Here is a 17,248-nt window from a genome sequence, read left to right as displayed (position 1 = left end):
ATAACCTCCTAAATATATGTAGTGTCGGTCTAGCCGTGAATAGCCTTGCCTTCAACAGCAAGAGCAGCTTCCCCGATGGCTTCTGATAATGTTGGATGCGGGTGAATCGTATGTGCAACCTCCCATGGTGTTGCATCTAATACCATTGCAAGACCAGCTTCAGAAATCATATCTGTCACATGCGGTCCAATCATATGCACGCCTAAAAGATCGTTTGTTTCTTCATCAGCAATGATTTTGACAAAGCCATCTGATTCGCCATACACGAGCGCTTTTCCGATCGCACGGAAAGAGAACTTGCCGGTTTTCACTTTGTAGCCTTTTTCCCTCGCTTCATCTTCTGTATAGCCAACACTTGCTGCTTCCGGTGAACTGTAAATACATTTAGAAATCAAACGATAATCAAGCGGCGAAGGATTTTCTCCGGCAATATGTTCAACTGCGGTAATCCCTTCATGTGAAGCAACATGGGCAAGCTGTAAGCCGCCGATGACATCTCCAATCGCATAAATATGTGATTCTTTTGTTTGATAGTATTCGTTGACCAGAATAGCGCCTTTTTCAACCTGAATATCGGTATTTTCAATGCCGATTCCCTCAGTGTTTGCCTGTCTGCCAACCGAAACCAGCAGTTTTTCAGCGGTGAATTGTTTCTGTTCGCCCTTCACTTCAGCGGATATGGTTACTTGATCACCTTGTGATAATGTTTCAGGCAAAACTTTTGCATTTGTTACGATTTTAACGCCTTTTTTCTTCATCAGACGCTGCATTTCTTTTGAAATCTCTTTATCTTCTGTCGGAATAATGCGGTCTGCATACTCAATGACCGTAACTTCAGCGCCAAAGTCTGATAACATTGATGCCCACTCAATCCCAATTACACCGCCGCCGACGATGATAATAGAAGAAGGAATTTCCTCCAGCTTAAGAGCCTCATCAGATGTCATAACATTGCCGCCAATTTCTAATCCAGGCAATGTACGAGGACGGGAACCAGTAGCTACTATCACATTCTTAGGAATCAGCATTTCATTTTCCTCGCCATTGTTCATCTCAACGGATATGGTCCCAGGCATAGGTGAGAAAATCGATGGTCCCAGTATACGGCCAAGGCCTTCGTACACATCAATTTTTCCTTGTTTCATTAAATGTTGAACGCCTTTATGAAGAGTCTCAACGATTTTCCCTTTACGTTCTTGTACTTTGCCGAAATCTACTGTTACATCACTCGTCATAATACCGTATTCATCACTGCGCTTTGCCGTTGCATATACTTCAGCACTCCTTAACAAAGCCTTGCTTGGAATACAGCCATTATGCAGACATGTGCCGCCAAGCTTCCCTTTTTCAACTAATGCTGTCTTTAATCCAAGCTGAGATGCGCGGATTGCTGCTACATAACCGCCTGTACCTCCGCCAAGAATGACCAAATCATATTCTTGTGCCATGTTCGTTCCTCCTATTTTACAGCCGTTCTGCTTGATATTGTACCAGGATAATCTTTTGGTCCTTCTTCACCGAGCAACACTCGCAATGCCCCTTCTGCAAGAGCCTGAAGTTCGTTTTCTCCCGGCTTTACAATAACATCTGCAATCCAGCTGATGCGATTGCTGATTTCTTTTACAAAATCCTTGCCGTAAGCCAATCCGCCTGTAATAATGATGGCGTCAACCTTGCCGCTGAGCACAGCCCCGGCCGAACCTATTTCTTTTGCAACCTGATAAGCCATGGCATCATATACAAGCTTAGCCTTTTCATCTCCATTTTTAATCATTTCTTCAACTTTAACGGCATCATTTGTACCTAAATAACCTACAAGTCCGCCTTGGCCTACCAACATTTTCATAACTTCCTCGCGGTAATAGCTGCCAGAATAGCATAGAGAGATAAGATCTCCAGCCGGGACTGTTCCTGCACGTTCCGGGCTAAATGGACCATCTCCATGAAGTCCGTTATTAACATCAATAACCTTCCCGTTTTTATGTGCACCAACCGTTATACCGCCGCCCATATGAGTAACAATTAAGTTTAACTGTTCATAAGGCTTTCCAAGCTCCTTTGCCACTCTGCGTGCAACTGCTTTTTGGTTTAGAGCATGAAAAATGCTTGTTCTTTCAATCAGGGAGAATCCTGAAATTTTCGCAATTGGTTCCAACTCATCAACAACAACTGGATCGACGATAAATGATGGAATGTTCAATCCAGAAGCAATTTCAAATGCTAAAATTCCGCCGAGGTTCGAAGCATGCTGTCCCGCAAATCCCGCACGCAGGTCTTTTAGCATTTCATCGTTAACAGAATATGTACCACCTTCAATCGGACGAAGTAATCCGCCACGGCCGCACACTGCATTAAGTTTAGATATATTAATTCCTTCGCTATCTAAAGATTCTAAAATAGCGTTTTTGCGAAACTCATATTGATCAATGATTTGTTCAAACGAGCTGATTAGTTCCGCATCATGCCGAATGGTTTTTTCAAAAATAGATAGATCATTATCGAAAACGCCAATTTTCGTAGATGTTGATCCAGGATTGATGACGAGAATTCGATTTGTATGCTCCTGCACGATTAAACCTCCATTAAATACGCGGTATTAGATCCGCATTTTTTATTCAAAAGACAAAGACGCTGAAATTTTGTTCAGCGCTCTGCATTTTTCACTAGAAGCTGCCCTTTTATCGGCGGCTTAAAATATTGTGGCCGTTTTGCAGAAATTGACTGCGGGAATTGCGCATTCTTTCAATTCTTTCTTCAGCCATTCGGTCTGCAGCTTTATAGGTTGGAATACCATCACGCTTCGAGATATCCATGACCTTTGCAATTGTGTCATACAGACCTTCCACTTTCTTCATAGCGCGTTCAGCATTGTAGCCATATAGTTCATCTGCAACGTTGATGACTCCGCCTGCATTAATAACATAATCTGGTGCATAAACAATGCCCATTTCATGAATGATGTCACCATGACGTTCTTCTTTCAATTGATTATTGGCAGAACCAGCAATTACTTTTGCCTTCAGCTGCGGAATTGTTTCATCGTTAATAGTTGCACCAAGTGCACACGGAGCATAAATATCACAGTCAACAGCATAAATTTCATCAGGCTCAACCGCTTTAGCACCAAAATCATCAACAGCACGCTGCACTGCTTCTTTATTAATATCCGTTACGATTAATTGAGCACCTTCTTCGTGCAGATGCTTACATAAATGATAAGCAACGTTTCCGACACCTTGAACAGCAACAACTTTTCCTTCTAAAGAATCTGTCCCAAATGCTTCTTTAGCAGCTGCTTTCATGCCTACATAACAGCCATATGCTGTAACAGGAGAAGGGTTTCCTGATGAGCCAAAGGCTGGAGAAATACCCGTTACGTAATCTGTTTCTTCATGAATTAAATCCATATCGGCAACAGTTGTCCCTACATCCTCAGCCGTAATATAGCGGCCGTTTAATCCTTGAATGTAGCGGCCAAATGCACGGAACATTTCTTCATTTTTATCTTTGCGTGGATCACCAATAATAACCGTTTTCCCTCCGCCCAGGTTTAAGCCCGCTGCGGCATTTTTATAGGTCATTCCTTTTGCTAACCGCAGCGCATCTTCAATGGCATCTTCTTCAGAAGCGTAAGTCCACATCCGTGTTCCTCCGAGTGCAGGACCAAGAGTTGTATCATGGATAGCGATTATGGCTTTTAACCCTGATTGCTTATCTTGACAAAAAACTACTTGTTCGTAATCATATTTTTCTAGATATTTGAAAATTTCCATTTGTAATTCCTCCCCAGGAAGTTTTATTTGAGTATTCTTATACTAACTATCGGCTTTATGTTCAATAAAGTTTTAAAGTATTATCTTGGAACAGAGCATATGGCAAGAGCTAATGAATACAGCTTACTCTCTGCTGAATCCGCTCGAGATGTTAATACAATTGGAGCTTTGGCACCAGCAATTACGGCACCTACTTTGGCTCGTGCAAAATAAATAAGAGATTTATAAAGAGTATTCCCAACCTCGATGGTCGGTACAAGCAAAATATCAGCCTGACCCGCCACTTCGCCACTGATGCCCTTATTGGCGGCAGCCTGCTCTGAAACAGCGTTATCCAGGGCAAGCGGACCATCAATCGTGCAATTCTTTATTTGGCCGCGCTGGTTCATTTGTGTTAAGGCTGCTGCATCAAGTGTTGCCTGCATGGCAGGATTGACAACCTCAACTGCCGCAATGGCTGCTACTTTTGGCACTTCAATCCCAATGCTTCTGGCGATCGTGACAGCGTTATTTGTAATTTGCACCTTCTGATTCAAATCGGGTGCAAGGTTCATTGCTGCATCCGTAACAATTTTGAAGGATTTAAACCCAGGCACTTCGAAAACAGCTACATGTGACAAGACATTGCCAGTTCTCAGGCCGTATTCCTTATTTAAAACTGACTTTAGAATAACAGCTGTACTAACATGGCCTTTCATAAGAACATCTGCTTCTTTTTGGCTGACAGCTTTAACGGCAAGGTCAGAAGCCAAAGCAGGTGAATCAGCATGAATGATCTTTACCTTTTCATGGTTAATAATGCTATTGTCAATTTTCTCAAGGATCTTAGATATTTCATCCTTATTCCCGAAAAGCAAAAATTGAGCAAGGTCCATCTTAAGAGCATTTGCTACAGCTTGCAATACCTCATGGTCCTCAGCTGCAGCGACTGCTACCGTTTTCCCTTCAAATTGGGCTGCTCTAGAAAAAAGCACATCCAATTTCAATTGCCTCAACCCCTAACATGATAATAAGTATTTGTTAATTTGTAGTGCATTTAGTATGAAAGACGAGAGGTTGTTATCACCATTCATTTAATATGCAAGAAGCGTGCCAACATAAAAACCATTGAAAACGCTTTATAAGCAATACCTAACCATGAAAAAAATTTCAAGGTGCGCAAATTATTGCATGCTATTATTTGCAAGATTGTATTTTTCCATCTTGTAATATAAATTTCGAACAGACAGTCCAAGCATTTTCGCTGCAAGTGTTTTATTTCCATTCGCTTTCGCAAGCGTCCTGCTTATCTGCTTGCTCTCAAATTCCTCAACAAGCTGTGCAAGTGTGACATTTTGGTCAAGTACTTCTGCAAATGGTTCTTGGCTCTGTGTTTTAAGAGAGCTTACCAGAACAGGAACATGTGATTGATCAATTTCTGTTTCATGATATCCCATAAAAATGACAGCTCTTCCGAGAATATTATCAAGTTCACGGACATTTCCCGGCCAATCGTATGTCATGAGTTTTTCAATCGCTTCCCTTGTCAGACCTTCAACATTGCGTCCATATTCTTGATTAATCTTTTGCAGTAAATGCTCACATAAAAGGGGAATGTCTTCTCTTCTTTTCCTTAATGGCGGAATATGAATTGGCATTCTGTTCAGTCGATAATAAAGATCCTCACGGAAGGTTCCATTTGCAATCGCCTTTTCAAGATTTACATTCGTAGCGGCAATGATTCGAACATTTATTTGAATTGGTTTTGTACTGCCTACTCTTGTAATTTCACCTTCCTGAAGCACTCTTAATAGTTTGGCTTGGGTATTGGCTGTTAACTCTCCAATTTCATCCAAGAAGATACTTCCTTTATCCGCCTCTTCAAAAAGCCCTCGTTTTCCGCCTCTCTTTGCACCAGAAAATGCTCCTTCTTCATATCCAAATAATTCACTTTCTAACAGTGATTCAGAAATCGCGGCACAATTCACACGGATAAACTTGTTATATTTTCGATCGCTGGCATTATGTATTGCATGTGCGAATAGCTCTTTGCCTGTTCCAGATTCGCCTCTGAGCAGAACTGTTGCAGGTGTTTTCGCTCCTAACTTTGCCTGTTCAATCGCAATGGTCATTTCCTCTGAACTTCCAATAATATCCTGAAACGAATATTTGGCTTCCAAGGTCCGAATCAGCTGCCTTGCTCTTGAAAGCTCCCTATTTAAGTTTTGTATTTCAGAAACATCATGAAGGACACCTACACTGCCCTTGAGCACACCATCAACAATCACAGGAGCTACATTAACCACTACTTCCTTTTCCTTTGGGCCAACCCGCATTGCCACTCCTCTGACCGCTCTTCTCGTTTGAAGGACTTTCATATGAACACTTTCACCTTCAGAAATATCTGCAGTCGCAGGTTTACCGATGATCTCCGTTTCTGATAATCCAGTTATACGTGAATACGCTGGATTGATCATCATCCCTTTTCCATTCTCATCCACAACCGATATAGCTTCATCACTTGATTGTATAATCGCCTGCAGCATCGTCTTTATTTCTTTTAAACCCGTCATTTCTTCTGCAAGGCTGACCATTTCGGTAATATCTTTAAAAATAGCAATCGCTCCGATTAATTCTTCTTCATCCCCAATAATCGGAATTCTAGTTGTGATAATCTTTTGCCCGTTGTTCAGCGTAAACTCCTGATTGATTTCTGCCTTTTTTGTTTTTAGTATGTATGGCAGACGGCTTTCTTTAATAACATCTATTATTTTTTGCCCAATGACAGCATTTTGCTTCACGTCAGTCATATGAGCTGCACTCTTATTAAAAAGAATAATTTCTTCGTCTTTATTGATGACAATCATGCCATTGTCGGTTGCGTTAAAGATTAGATCAAATTTATGGGTTTGATTTTTTAATCTTGTAATTAAACTTTCTTTTTCTTCTAACAGCTGTGAGATGAGAAATGCAACCGTCCCAGGAATCAAAACTGTATTTCTGTCGCGTGCATCCCTCAAATCAGTAAATACCTTTTCACTACCTGTAACCTCAACAATAATGTCAATGTCTTGATGGATGTAATCCTTCCAATCAGAACCGGTAGGGATCCTCTCACTTCGTGCCAGCAGAATGCCGGGAGCATCATTGTTCTTGTCAACCACTGCCACGACTTGAAGGACACTGATTGATTTTAGTAATTTCAAAATGGCTGTTCCGCCTTTACCTGCTCCTACAATCAACACTTTTTGCATAATTGCACGTTCCTCCAGCTTGAAATTTTTTTCAAGTTGCTGCGCAAATCTTTTCATAGTATATTGTATCCTTTTAACAGACACTTGACAAATTACAGCATTGATTTATCATTTTCACTATACACAAAAATATTGATTATAATTGAGGGAATATAGATATGATACGAATAATCGCACTTATTGTCCTGCTTATACCAGGGGCACTTGCCGCTTATGGAATTAAATTAATGCGAGATATGGTCTTCGGTATCCTGCAGTCTCCATTTCCGTACCTATGGATGCAGTTTATTGCCGGTCTTATTCTTTTCGTTTTAGGTTTAGGCTTTGTAGCTGGCTTTATACTCCATCGTGACCGCAAGAAAAATAAGGTTCAAACACGCTTTCAAAGACCTACCGGAAGGGAGCGCAATTCATGAGACCATTGCAAATAAGCCCAGAAACTGCGTTAAAACTGTCAGAAAAGCTAAATGTTCCACTCGAACAAATTATGCATATGCCGCAGCATATCTTAATTCAAAAACTCGCAGAATTAAATAAAGACGAATCCGAATAGCACGAATCCAATTAATATCTGCCGGTGACCCTTCTGCTGACATTCTTTTAAAAAATACAAAAAAAGCATTATGCTACCATCAGGAGATGGCGCATGATGCTTTTTTTGTACATATAAAAATATAAAATATACATGGCAATCCCATAATTAACAGATTAATTATAAAATTAAGAGAGAAGGATTAATTTAAGAGTTATGGTCGTAGAGTTCCATGACGGCAAAAAATATAATTTTTATATATAATGAAGGAAGACAATGGCATACACGCTAAAATAAATCCCTGTTTGTAAGTGTCTTCCTAATCAAAAAAGCCAGGGCATCTAATGTGTTTGAACTTGAACAATTATTGATCAGCAAGGACTTATCTTACTACGAGGATTTTTAATTGCTTATAGGAAATTCCTGAGAAAGGTTACATAATAGGGGGAAGGTTACTTATGGAAAAGAAACAAAAGTTTGAAATGGACGTAAACGGAGAAACAATAGTTTGGGAAGAAAAATCACATGCTCAAATCTTTCGCAATTTCTGGGCATATTTTATGGAAAAGGATCTTCAAAAGACAATAGATAAAATTGAACAGGCTGGAATACGTACCAGCGACAATGAATACTTCGTTTCAATTAATGGAAGCAAAAAGAAAAACATCTTTGTTAAAGAAGGTTATTACATATACACCCATTTAACCCCCTCTGCAATGCAGAAAACATATGAAAAGTTTTTGAATGGCTGGCAAGAACTTAACGAAGGGTCTCATGCTAACAGTGTTGAAGACCAGGAAAATGAGGAAGCACCTCCTCAAGTTGAAGGGAACCTACCATTGAAAAATATCTACAAGAAAAGTCTTGCAATGGCTCTTGTTCGGGCAGGAAATGATCTTCACCATACAATGCGTAATCGAGAGAATCCCAAGTATCAGGTTTATTGTTTCCCGCACACAAAAAAACTTGATAGGGATATTGCCGAATTAACGGGTTATAAATATGAGGAACGTGCTGAATAGGGCACGTTTTTGTTTTTATTTTCAAAAAACTCCGAACTAATTAGTTTGTTATACTGGAAAGTTTTTTAGCTTCAATTAAGTTTTTATATGTTCTAAACTTATCCATGCTTTCTTTGAGCTTAAAGATCTCGGTATTTATCTTCAATATCTAATGATATGTATCATAAAATTATAATACACCTCGTCTAAATCATCTTGAATGATAAAACGATCAGGAGGAAAGCCATTAAATTTATTCGATTATTCATAAATCACCTAAGTATCTTATAACTCCTCTAACAATATATACGTAATCTTTACCCTCATCCCTATTCTTCGTTATCCTCATACCGTCAACTATCTGATGGTGCAAGTTGAGCATATTATAAAAGGTTGATTCAAATTGCTGTTTTTCATCGGGCCATTAGTTATTTGGCCTCTATTCTCTTCTCTTTAATGCCTCTTCATATGAATTGTATTTTTTATAGGTTCTTACTTTGCCAATAAATTAAAAAAGTACCAACAGTTTCCGATTCCTACATGTTTTCTTCCTTTTTCACAAGCATAAAACCCTATGAACAAATTTGTTCATAGGGTATAGCTTAAATATTTATTGGTACCAAAACATGTTTTTTGATTTTTATTATTAACATATAAATGCTTTAAACCTTAATCCTTACCCTCTCAAGAAGCTTTATGTTCAAGTCGCAGCTTATCAGCTACCATTGCAATAAACTCAGAGTTGGTTGGTTTTGCTTTAGACATTGATACGGTATAGCCAAATAGTGAAGAGATGGAATCGATGTTCCCGCGGCTCCAGGCAACTTCAATGGCGTGTCTGATTGCCCGTTCCACCCGTGAAGCAGTTGTATTGTATTTCTTAGCAATATCCGGATAAAGTACTTTCGTGATAGAACCAAGCAATTCAATATCATTGTAAACCATGGAAATGGCTTCACGTAAATATAAATAACCTTTAATATGCGCTGGGACACCTATTTCATGAATGATGCTAGTGATGCTTGCATCAAGGTTCTTCGGCTTCGCTTCTGCTGTCTGGTGGGAGGAACGAAGTACTGATGAAGAAGATTTTCTCATGACAGGACTTGTTTTTCCGCTGACCTGACGAATATGACTTGCCAGGTAATCCATGTCAAATGGCTTTAAGATGAAATAAGACGCTCCAAGATCCACTGCTTTTTTCGTTACATCCTCTTGACCGAAAGCCGTTAACATAATGACATTTGGAAGCGGCTTATTTAGTTCTTTCATTTTTTCAAGAACTGCTAATCCATCTAAATGAGGCATAATAATATCTAGTACTAGGACATCAATTTCTGTATCTTCAATGATATTTAGACAATCTTGGCCATTATGTGCTACTCCTACCACTTCCATATCATCCTGAGATGACATATATTCCTCTAATAAAGCGACAAGCTCGCGGTTGTCGTCAACTACGCATACCTTAATATTCTTCACTTCTTGTTTCCTCCTCGATCCATTTGTGGTCTCTTTTTTACACTTTACGAATAATGAGAATTAGCAGCGCAGAAGCGAAAGCCGTGAAGTAGCTAATTTTTTTATAAAGTGCAGTTAAACCTGCACCACTGTTTAAGCTGTAAGCAAAAGCAGACGGCAAGTTTTTTATTTATATATTTTATTCTAAAGTACAATTTCGACAATGCAACATAAAATCCTCTAGTTTTTTAATTTTTTCTTAAAAAACCTATAAAATCTTTTATTTCCTTTTATTTTCTCTTATTTTCGACCTTATTCGCTATTTAATTTAATGTGATTATGCTTTTGTCGAAAAATCTTTATTTTAATGATAGCATAGGTGAATTAAATTGAACAGTTGCTTTCATTTATACTCGGTTAAGAAAAAAAGGTCGCGAGCTCCACTCCTGGGCACCCGCTTTCGGGAGGGCGGGTGCCTAAGCCTCTCCGTTGCTTAATCTCCCTCTCAAATCTCTCCGTTCGATCCAACAGCATATTTAAGATCATTAAACATCAATTGAAAAAATTAATGTTTTTCAGCATTCAATACTTTAATCAATAAAAATAACGGGGAAAATTCCCCGTTATTTTTAAGAAGCCTTTTCTTCCGGCTCTTCGTATATGTTAATACCTGCTTCATTCAGCATCCATTCTATATGGACACCATATCCGCTTGTAGGGTCGTTAACAAAAACGTGTGTGACAGCACCGATCACTTTATCATTTTGGATTATGGGACTGCCGCTCATACCTTGAACAATTCCGCCTGTTTTGTTTAGAAGCTCATCATCAACTACCTTAATGACCATGCCTTTTGTAGCTGGAAACTTCTGTGGAATGGTGCTGACAATTTCAATATCAAAAAGTTTTACTTCATCATTTTCAACAACCGTCAGAATTTGAGCTGGTCCTTCTTTTACTTGATGTGAAAGTGCAATTGGCATTGGTTTATCCATAATGCCATTTTTAATGCCGCGATTCAATTCCCCAAAGATGCCAAACGGGCTATTCCTGACTATATTTCCAATTACTTCTTTATCTGAGGAAAATCTGGCCAATTTTTCACCAGGATTTCCATTGCTTCCTTTTTCAATGGATGTGACCGTTGATCGAACGATCTGGCCATCATCAACTACGATTGGTTTTTTAGTATCCATATCCGATATGACATGGCCAAGTGCGCCATATTTTTTTGATTGAGGATGGAAAAATGTCATTGTACCGATACCTGCTGCTGAATCTCTTATATATAAACCCAGCTTGTATAATTCTTCGTTTTCTTCTTTAAGAGGAGTTAACTGCGTCTTTACTTTACCATCTTCTCTTGTCACCACAATCTGCAGCGGATTGCCCGACTTTCCGGCTTCCTGAACAAAAGGAGCTACATCAGCCATTTTTTCGATTGTTGTGCCGTTAATTTCCGTGATAATATCTCCAACCTTAATTCCTGCTAATTCCCCTGGAGATGTTTTGCCATTACTTGTATTCACTTGGTGATGGCCAACCACTAATACACCGACAGTATTCAGCTTTACACCGATCGATTGTCCGCCAGGTATTACTTTAAAATCCTTTAATACGTTTACATCAACCTTTTTAATGGGAAATCCTGCTAGTTCAAGCAGCATTTCATTTTTGCCGTTTTCCAGTCCATTTAAAGCAATTGAATCAGTACTCTGCTCAATGGAAACACTATTTTGTGGCTCTGCTATTGTTCCGGAAACGGGTCTTGCTTTAGAAAATTCCAACTGATCTCCTTCAAACATGGTAATGCTATTCGGAATTTGAATATACTCCTGGAAGGGTTTAGAGAAACCAATTGCAATTAATGAAACAAGGAGAATTCCACCAATTATTTTTCGTAATAAATCATATGACAATTTAATTCACTCTCCTCGCTTCTAGTCCAACACGAAATGGCTACATCTATAATTTTGCCTGCTTCACTTGCATTTATAACCTCCAAACGGATAAAAAAAGCTACCCTCCTTTGGATAGCTTTTCATGGTATTTTAATTTGACGTGCCAGCTTCAGTAATTCCTTGGCATGCTCCTTGGTTAAATCCGTAATTTCCACACCTGAAATCATTCTTCCAATTTCTTTTACTTTCTCTTCATCACTTAATGGCTTCACCGTTGTTTTAGTTCGTCCATTTTTTGTATTTTTTGCAATAAAGAGATGCGTATCTGCCATTGCAGCTACTTGTGGAAGATGCGAGATGCAGAGCACCTGTGAGCCGATTGCAACATGATGAATCTTTTCAGCGATTGATTGAGCTACTCTTCCGCTTACACCGGTATCCACCTCATCGAAAATGATCGAGGTAACGCCCTGATGCTTAGAAAAGATGCTTTTTAATGCGAGCATTATTCGCGACAGTTCTCCGCCTGAAGCAATTTTCGATAGCGGCTTTAATGGTTCACCCGGATTAGTTGAAATATAAAATTCAGCTTCATCTATGCCATTTTTATAAAATCGGTCATCTTCACTTGAAAACACAACCTCAAATACAGTCTTTTCCATATATAGCTCTTTTAATTCCTTATGAATTAATTTCGTGAGCTGGACAGCTGCATTTTTTCGCAGTTTACTTAGTTCTTCTGCTTCCACTAAGAGGTCTTTTTTCAGCATGGCAGCTTGTTTTTCAAGCTGATCAATATGCGTTTCTTTATTTATAAGCGTTTCAATTTCTTCTTCAATTTTAGAAGCGTATTCTAATATATCGAGGACACTTTTACCATATTTCCTCTTTAATTGGTGAATTTCATTCAATCTTTCCTCAATTTCATTGAGCCGCACTGGGTCAAATTCAAGATAATCCAATTCATTGCGAATCGTTCTGACCGCATCTTCCATTTGATAAAAGCTGCTTGAAACGGATTCTGCCAGCTCCTTATACTTAGGCTCTAACTCCGCAGCGCTCTCAAGATTGCTGACAGCAAGACTCAGCCAGTCTATCCCTCTCTGTTCGCCCTGCAGGGCATTATAACCTGTCTGCATAGCGTCGTATATACTTTCAAAGTTGGTCAATTTTCTTTTCTCTTCCAGCAATTCTTCATCTTCATTCAGTTTTAAATCAGCATTTTGAATTTCTTCTAATTGAAACTGAATCAGATCAAGGCGATGGGCCATTTGCTGTTCATTCTCATTTAGACTTTTCAGCTTTTTAATCGTTTCCTCGTAAGAATGATAAATATCCTCATACTCGCTTTTTGCTAATTGAATCTTTTGTCCGCCAAACTGATCAAGCAAACCTAAATGGAGTGATTCATCCATAAGTTCCTGATGCTCGTGCTGTCCATGTATATCAATTAAGGTATTTCCGAACTCTCTTAAGGTTGATATTGTAACGAGTTTCCCATTTACACGGCACACACTTTTACCGGACTTGGATATGTCACGACGTAAAACAACCATGCCATCATCAATTTCAATTCCAAATTCAGCTGCTTTCTTAAAGCTGGGATGATTTGGATCATCGAGCAAAAAAAGCCCTTCAATTTCAGCTTTGTCTTCTCCATGTCTGACAAATTCACTTGAGCCCCTGCCGCCAACCAGCAAATGAATGGCATCAATAATAATGGACTTCCCTGCTCCTGTTTCCCCAGAAAGAACCGTTAATCCTTTTTCAAAAGATACTTCTAAGCCTTCAATAATGGCAAAATTTCTTATACAAAGCTCATTTAACATGTAACCTCACCCCAAATTACAGCATGTCTAAAAAACGATTTGAAATCGCTTCTGTGTCTTCAGGAGTTCTACAGATAATTAAACACGTATCATCTCCACATATGGTGCCGAGAATTTCATCCCAATCTAAATTATCGATTAAGGCACCGATTGCCATGGCATTTCCTGGCAAAGTTTTCATAACGAGCAAATGCCCAGCCATATCAATACGCACAAAAGCGTCCATTAAATTTCTTTTCAGTTTTTGCAGCGGATTAAAACGCTGATCAGCTGGAAGACTGTATTTGTATCGTCCGTCTAATAAAGGAACCTTAACCAGATGTAGCTCTTTAATGTCACGTGACACAGTTGCCTGTGTTACGTTATACCCTGCATTTTTTAATTCATCCACTAAATCATCTTGGGTTTCAATATCATTCATGGTAATGATTTCCCGGATTTTTATATGGCGCTGCCCTTTATTCATGAAAATACCACCTCAAGTTCTAGAAATTTTTATATATAAAAATTGTATTGTGTACAAGTATGGGTCGTCTGCCTTTATTACATATGTTAGCCGATTTTAGCAATATTGTACAATAATAATAAAGAAACACCAGCCAAAGGAATTATCTATTCCTCTTCTAAAGGCATGAAAAAGGATAAGCCATTTTAGGGCTTATCCTTCATCATTTTTCTTCTTTGCTTTCAGCTCTTCATGTGCAGTTTTAACTACATCTTCTACACTTGTCGTTAAGTTATTTTCTCCAGCTTCTTTCTCACCTGACCAGTACAAATGCAGCAGAAATTCAATGTTGCCATCTCCACCGGTAATAGGCGAGAAGGATAATTCCTTCACATCATACCCGATGCTTAGGGAGAACTGAATAATTTTTTCGACGACACTGTTGTGTACCTTCGAATCCCGGACAATGCCTTTTTTTCCTACTTGATCACGGCCAGCCTCGAATTGCGGCTTCACAAGAGCCACCACGTCACTGCCTTGAACAAGTAAGGTTTTTAGAACAGGCAATATAAGTTCCAAAGAAATGAATGAAACGTCAATTGAAGCAAAGCTAGGCATTCCTTTTGGAAGATCCGCAGGTGTCACATAGCGGAAATTCGTTCTTTCCATAACGTGCACACGCTCGTCCTGCCGAAGTTTCCATGCCAGCTGGTTGTAGCCAACGTCTAAGGCGTATGACATTTGAGCTCCATTTTGCAAAGCACAATCTGTGAAACCGCCTGTCGATGCCCCAATATCTAATAGGATTTTGTCCTGAATAGTTAAATCAAAAACTTGCAGTGCCTTTTCAAGCTTTAACCCGCCGCGGCTGACATAGGGCATCGTTTTGCCTTTAATCATGAGCGGAATCTCTGAGTCCACCTTTTCTCCAGGTTTGTCGAGCCGGGTTTCATTACTGAACACAAGTCCTGCCATTACAGACCTTTTGGCTTTTTCTCTTGTTTCAGCAAGGCCTCTTTCGACAAGAAGGATATCTAAACGCTCTTTTTTATTTTTCATCTGTTATGCCCTTTTTCTTTTTTTTCCTGCCAGCATCATTAATCTTTTAACTACTTCATCTGTTGTCATCCCAATTTCCTTCAAGAGTTCATTGACACTGCCGTGCTCAATGAATTCATCTGGAATTCCGATCCGATCAATTTCAGCATGGTGGAATCCATGATCATGAGCGAATTCAAGAACAGCGCTTCCGAAACCGCCTTGTAGTACAGCTTCTTCGATCGTTAAAATAGGCATATTGCTGCCCAGTAGCTCGGACATCATTTTTTCATCAAGCGGCTTAATAAATCGCGCATTAACAACTTTAATGGAATATCCCTGTTTCTCAAGAAGTACAGCCGCCTCCATTGCCATTGGAATTGTTGTTCCAAATGTTAAAATAGCTGCGTCTTTTCCTTCTTTTAATACTTCCCAGGTTCCAATAGGAATCCGCTTTAGCGTTTCATCCATCGGTACTCCGATGCCATTCCCTCGCGGAAATCTCATGGCAATTGGACCATCATCATACGAAAGTGCTGTGTTGACCATATGCTGGCCTTCATTTTCATCCTTTGGCATCATTAGTACCATATTTGGTAAGTGGCGCATAAAAGCTATATCAAATACACCCTGATGCGTCTCTCCATCGGCACCTACGAGACCGGCACGATCAATTCCAATAAATACATTCAGCTTTTGACGGCAAATGTCATGCAGCACTTGATCATACGCCCGCTGTAAAAACGTTGAATAAATCGCTAAGAATGGCTTCATTTTTTGTGTAGCCAGACCGGCAGCTACGGTTGCAGCATGCTGTTCGGCAATCCCAACATCAAACATTCTGTCTGGGAACTCACTGGCAAAACCTTCAAGCTTCGAACCGACCGGCATCGCTGGGGTAATCGCGACAATTCTTTCATCCTTGCGCGCCACTTTTCGCACGGTTTCACTTACAAGCTTGCTCCATGCAGGAGGAGGATTTACAGGCTTTACAAAATCCCCAGTATCAATTTTATATGGACCTGTTCCATGCCAAGTTCCAACGGTATCGCTTTCTGCAGGATCGTAGCCTTTTCCCTTTTTTGTGATTACATGTAAAAGGACAGGTCCTTCTGTTTTCTTAGCATATCTTAAGTTTTCAAACAGCTCTTCATAATTATGCCCATCAATAGGTCCTAAATAAGTAAAACCCATCTCTTCAAAAAACATACCGGAAACAAATAAGTATTTTAAGCTATCTTTTAGCCTCTCAGCTGTGGAAGCTAGTTTGCCGCCAACAGCAGGTACTTTTTTAAGCAGCATTTCCAGTTCATCTTTAACCCAATGATATTTACCGGCTGTTCTCAGACGTCCAAGAACATTGTGAAGCGCTCCCACGTTTGGTGCAATAGACATTTCATTATCATTTAAGATCACAATCATATTTTTTTGCTCATGTCCAATATGATTTAAAGCTTCTAAAGCCATGCCGCCTGTTAGCGCTCCATCACCAATGACAGGAATGACATGTGAATTTTCTTTTTTCAGGTCACGGGCAATTACCATACCCATGGCACCCGAAAGCGATGTTGAACTATGCCCGGTTTCCCATACGTCATGATCACTTTCAATCATTTTCGGAAAGCCGCACATCCCTTTGTATTGTCTTAACGTATCAAATTGACTGGCACGCCCAGTAAGGATTTTATGAACATACGATTGATGTCCAACATCCCAGAGAATTTTGTCCTTAGGACTGTCAAAGCATTTGTGTAAGGCAATTGTCAGTTCGACAACTCCTAAATTCGGACCGATATGACCTCCAGTTACAGAGAGTTTTTCAATAAGGAACGAGCGGATTTCTGCACTTAGCTCCTCCAACTCCTTAATAGAAAGGTCTTTTAGGAATTTTGGGTCTTTAATGTCTAAAAGATCCATGTAAGGATCACTCACTTTCATCTTCTTATTCATTTAGTATCCGGGCATCAGCTATTCACTTTTCTGTTTGGCTTTCAAAAAAACCGATTTCATCATTTATTTTTTCAATTCAGTATCA

Annotated in this window: 14 protein-coding genes; 3 read left to right on the top strand and 11 right to left on the bottom strand. The window is 39.5% G+C overall.

The window, feature by feature from the left end; all coding sequences use genetic code 11:
* Positions 1 to 29: 29 nt before the first annotated feature.
* The 5 genes from lpdA to B7E07_RS07805 form a co-directional block, all read right to left on the bottom strand.
* The gene (gene lpdA / locus B7E07_RS07825; protein WP_080845251.1) at positions 30 to 1,448 is read right to left on the bottom strand and encodes a dihydrolipoyl dehydrogenase; all 1,419 of its coding nucleotides are present in this window, start codon (positions 1,446 to 1,448) and stop codon (positions 30 to 32) included.
* 11 nt (positions 1,449 to 1,459) lie between these two features.
* On the bottom strand, positions 1,460 to 2,569 hold the full coding sequence (gene buk, locus B7E07_RS07820; RefSeq protein WP_080845249.1) for a butyrate kinase: 1,110 nt from the start codon (positions 2,567 to 2,569) through the stop codon (positions 1,460 to 1,462).
* 109 nt (positions 2,570 to 2,678) lie between these two features.
* Positions 2,679 to 3,773, bottom strand: a complete 1,095-nt coding sequence (bcd, locus tag B7E07_RS07815) for a branched-chain amino acid dehydrogenase (RefSeq protein WP_080845246.1) — start codon at positions 3,771 to 3,773, stop codon at positions 2,679 to 2,681.
* An 80-nt stretch (positions 3,774 to 3,853) separates the two neighbouring features.
* Entirely contained in the window at positions 3,854 to 4,759 is a 906-nt protein-coding gene (yqiS, locus tag B7E07_RS07810) for a phosphate butyryltransferase (RefSeq protein ID WP_080845243.1), read from the bottom strand.
* Positions 4,760 to 4,936: 177 nt separating this feature from the next.
* A complete protein-coding gene (locus B7E07_RS07805; protein WP_080849140.1) occupies positions 4,937 to 7,006 on the bottom strand; it encodes a sigma 54-interacting transcriptional regulator in 2,070 nt (689 codons plus the stop codon).
* A gap of 158 nt (positions 7,007 to 7,164) precedes the next feature.
* On the opposite strand from B7E07_RS07805, the gene B7E07_RS07800 reads away from it, so the two are divergent.
* The 3 genes from B7E07_RS07800 to B7E07_RS07790 all read left to right on the top strand — a co-directional run bounded on the left by B7E07_RS07800 (position 7,165) and on the right by B7E07_RS07790 (position 8,560).
* Positions 7,165 to 7,422 (top strand): DUF2627 domain-containing protein, encoded by a 258-nt coding sequence (locus B7E07_RS07800; protein ID WP_080845241.1) that lies wholly within the window; start codon positions 7,165 to 7,167, stop codon positions 7,420 to 7,422.
* Complete coding sequence (locus tag B7E07_RS07795; protein WP_080845238.1) at positions 7,419 to 7,559, top strand: YycC family protein; 141 nt, start codon at positions 7,419 to 7,421, stop codon at positions 7,557 to 7,559. The genes B7E07_RS07800 and B7E07_RS07795 overlap by 4 nt, the downstream gene beginning before the upstream one ends.
* 437 nt (positions 7,560 to 7,996) lie before the next feature.
* A complete protein-coding gene (locus B7E07_RS07790; RefSeq protein WP_257391416.1) occupies positions 7,997 to 8,560 on the top strand; it encodes a hypothetical protein in 564 nt (187 codons plus the stop codon).
* 663 nt (positions 8,561 to 9,223) lie between these two features.
* On the opposite strand, the gene spo0A is transcribed toward B7E07_RS07790, so the two are convergent.
* The 6 genes from spo0A to dxs form a co-directional block, all read right to left on the bottom strand.
* The gene (spo0A, locus tag B7E07_RS07785; protein WP_080845236.1) at positions 9,224 to 10,021 is read right to left on the bottom strand and encodes a sporulation transcription factor Spo0A; all 798 of its coding nucleotides are present in this window, start codon (positions 10,019 to 10,021) and stop codon (positions 9,224 to 9,226) included.
* A 608-nt stretch (positions 10,022 to 10,629) separates the two neighbouring features.
* The gene (spoIVB, locus tag B7E07_RS07780) at positions 10,630 to 11,919 is read right to left on the bottom strand and encodes a SpoIVB peptidase (RefSeq protein ID WP_080845233.1); all 1,290 of its coding nucleotides are present in this window, start codon (positions 11,917 to 11,919) and stop codon (positions 10,630 to 10,632) included.
* A gap of 122 nt (positions 11,920 to 12,041) precedes the next feature.
* Entirely contained in the window at positions 12,042 to 13,730 is a 1,689-nt protein-coding gene (gene recN / locus B7E07_RS07775) for a DNA repair protein RecN (RefSeq protein WP_080845230.1), read from the bottom strand.
* 16 nt (positions 13,731 to 13,746) lie between these two features.
* Positions 13,747 to 14,196 (bottom strand): transcriptional regulator AhrC/ArgR, encoded by a 450-nt coding sequence (ahrC, locus tag B7E07_RS07770; RefSeq protein ID WP_066443788.1) that lies wholly within the window; start codon positions 14,194 to 14,196, stop codon positions 13,747 to 13,749.
* Positions 14,197 to 14,388: 192 nt separating this feature from the next.
* Positions 14,389 to 15,234 carry a TlyA family RNA methyltransferase gene (locus B7E07_RS07765; protein ID WP_080845227.1) on the bottom strand — a complete coding sequence of 282 codons (846 nt, stop codon included), beginning with the start codon at positions 15,232 to 15,234 and terminating at the stop codon, positions 14,389 to 14,391.
* A 3-nt stretch (positions 15,235 to 15,237) separates the two neighbouring features.
* Positions 15,238 to 17,130, bottom strand: coding sequence for a 1-deoxy-D-xylulose-5-phosphate synthase (gene dxs, locus B7E07_RS07760; protein ID WP_080849138.1), 1,893 nt, complete (start codon positions 17,128 to 17,130; stop codon positions 15,238 to 15,240).
* Between the last annotated feature and the right edge of the window lie 118 nt (positions 17,131 to 17,248).

Source organism: Cytobacillus gottheilii (assembly GCF_900166665.1).
Taxonomy (GTDB): Bacteria; Bacillota; Bacilli; order Bacillales; family Cytobacillaceae; genus Cytobacillus; species Cytobacillus gottheilii_A.
This window is presented reverse-complemented; position numbering and strand designations above follow the sequence as displayed.

Excerpts from the sequence above, each read along its gene's own strand:
- lpdA (WP_080845251.1), bottom strand. The coding sequence starts at position 1,448 with ATGGCACAAGAATATGATTTGGTCATTCTTGGCGGAGGTACAGGCGGT.
- bcd (WP_080845246.1), bottom strand. The coding sequence starts at position 3,773 with ATGGAAATTTTCAAATATCTAGAAAAATATGATTACGAACAAGTAGTT.
- B7E07_RS07805 (WP_080849140.1), bottom strand. The coding sequence starts at position 7,006 with ATGCAAAAAGTGTTGATTGTAGGAGCAGGTAAAGGCGGAACAGCCATT.
- B7E07_RS07800 (WP_080845241.1), top strand. The coding sequence starts at position 7,165 with ATGATACGAATAATCGCACTTATTGTCCTGCTTATACCAGGGGCACTT.
- B7E07_RS07795 (WP_080845238.1), top strand. The coding sequence starts at position 7,419 with ATGAGACCATTGCAAATAAGCCCAGAAACTGCGTTAAAACTGTCAGAA.
- B7E07_RS07790 (WP_257391416.1), top strand. The coding sequence starts at position 7,997 with ATGGAAAAGAAACAAAAGTTTGAAATGGACGTAAACGGAGAAACAATA.
- recN (WP_080845230.1), bottom strand. The coding sequence starts at position 13,730 with ATGTTAAATGAGCTTTGTATAAGAAATTTTGCCATTATTGAAGGCTTA.
- ahrC (WP_066443788.1), bottom strand. The coding sequence starts at position 14,196 with ATGAATAAAGGGCAGCGCCATATAAAAATCCGGGAAATCATTACCATG.
- B7E07_RS07765 (WP_080845227.1), bottom strand. The coding sequence starts at position 15,234 with ATGAAAAATAAAAAAGAGCGTTTAGATATCCTTCTTGTCGAAAGAGGC.
- dxs (WP_080849138.1), bottom strand. The coding sequence starts at position 17,130 with ATGGATCTTTTAGACATTAAAGACCCAAAATTCCTAAAAGACCTTTCT.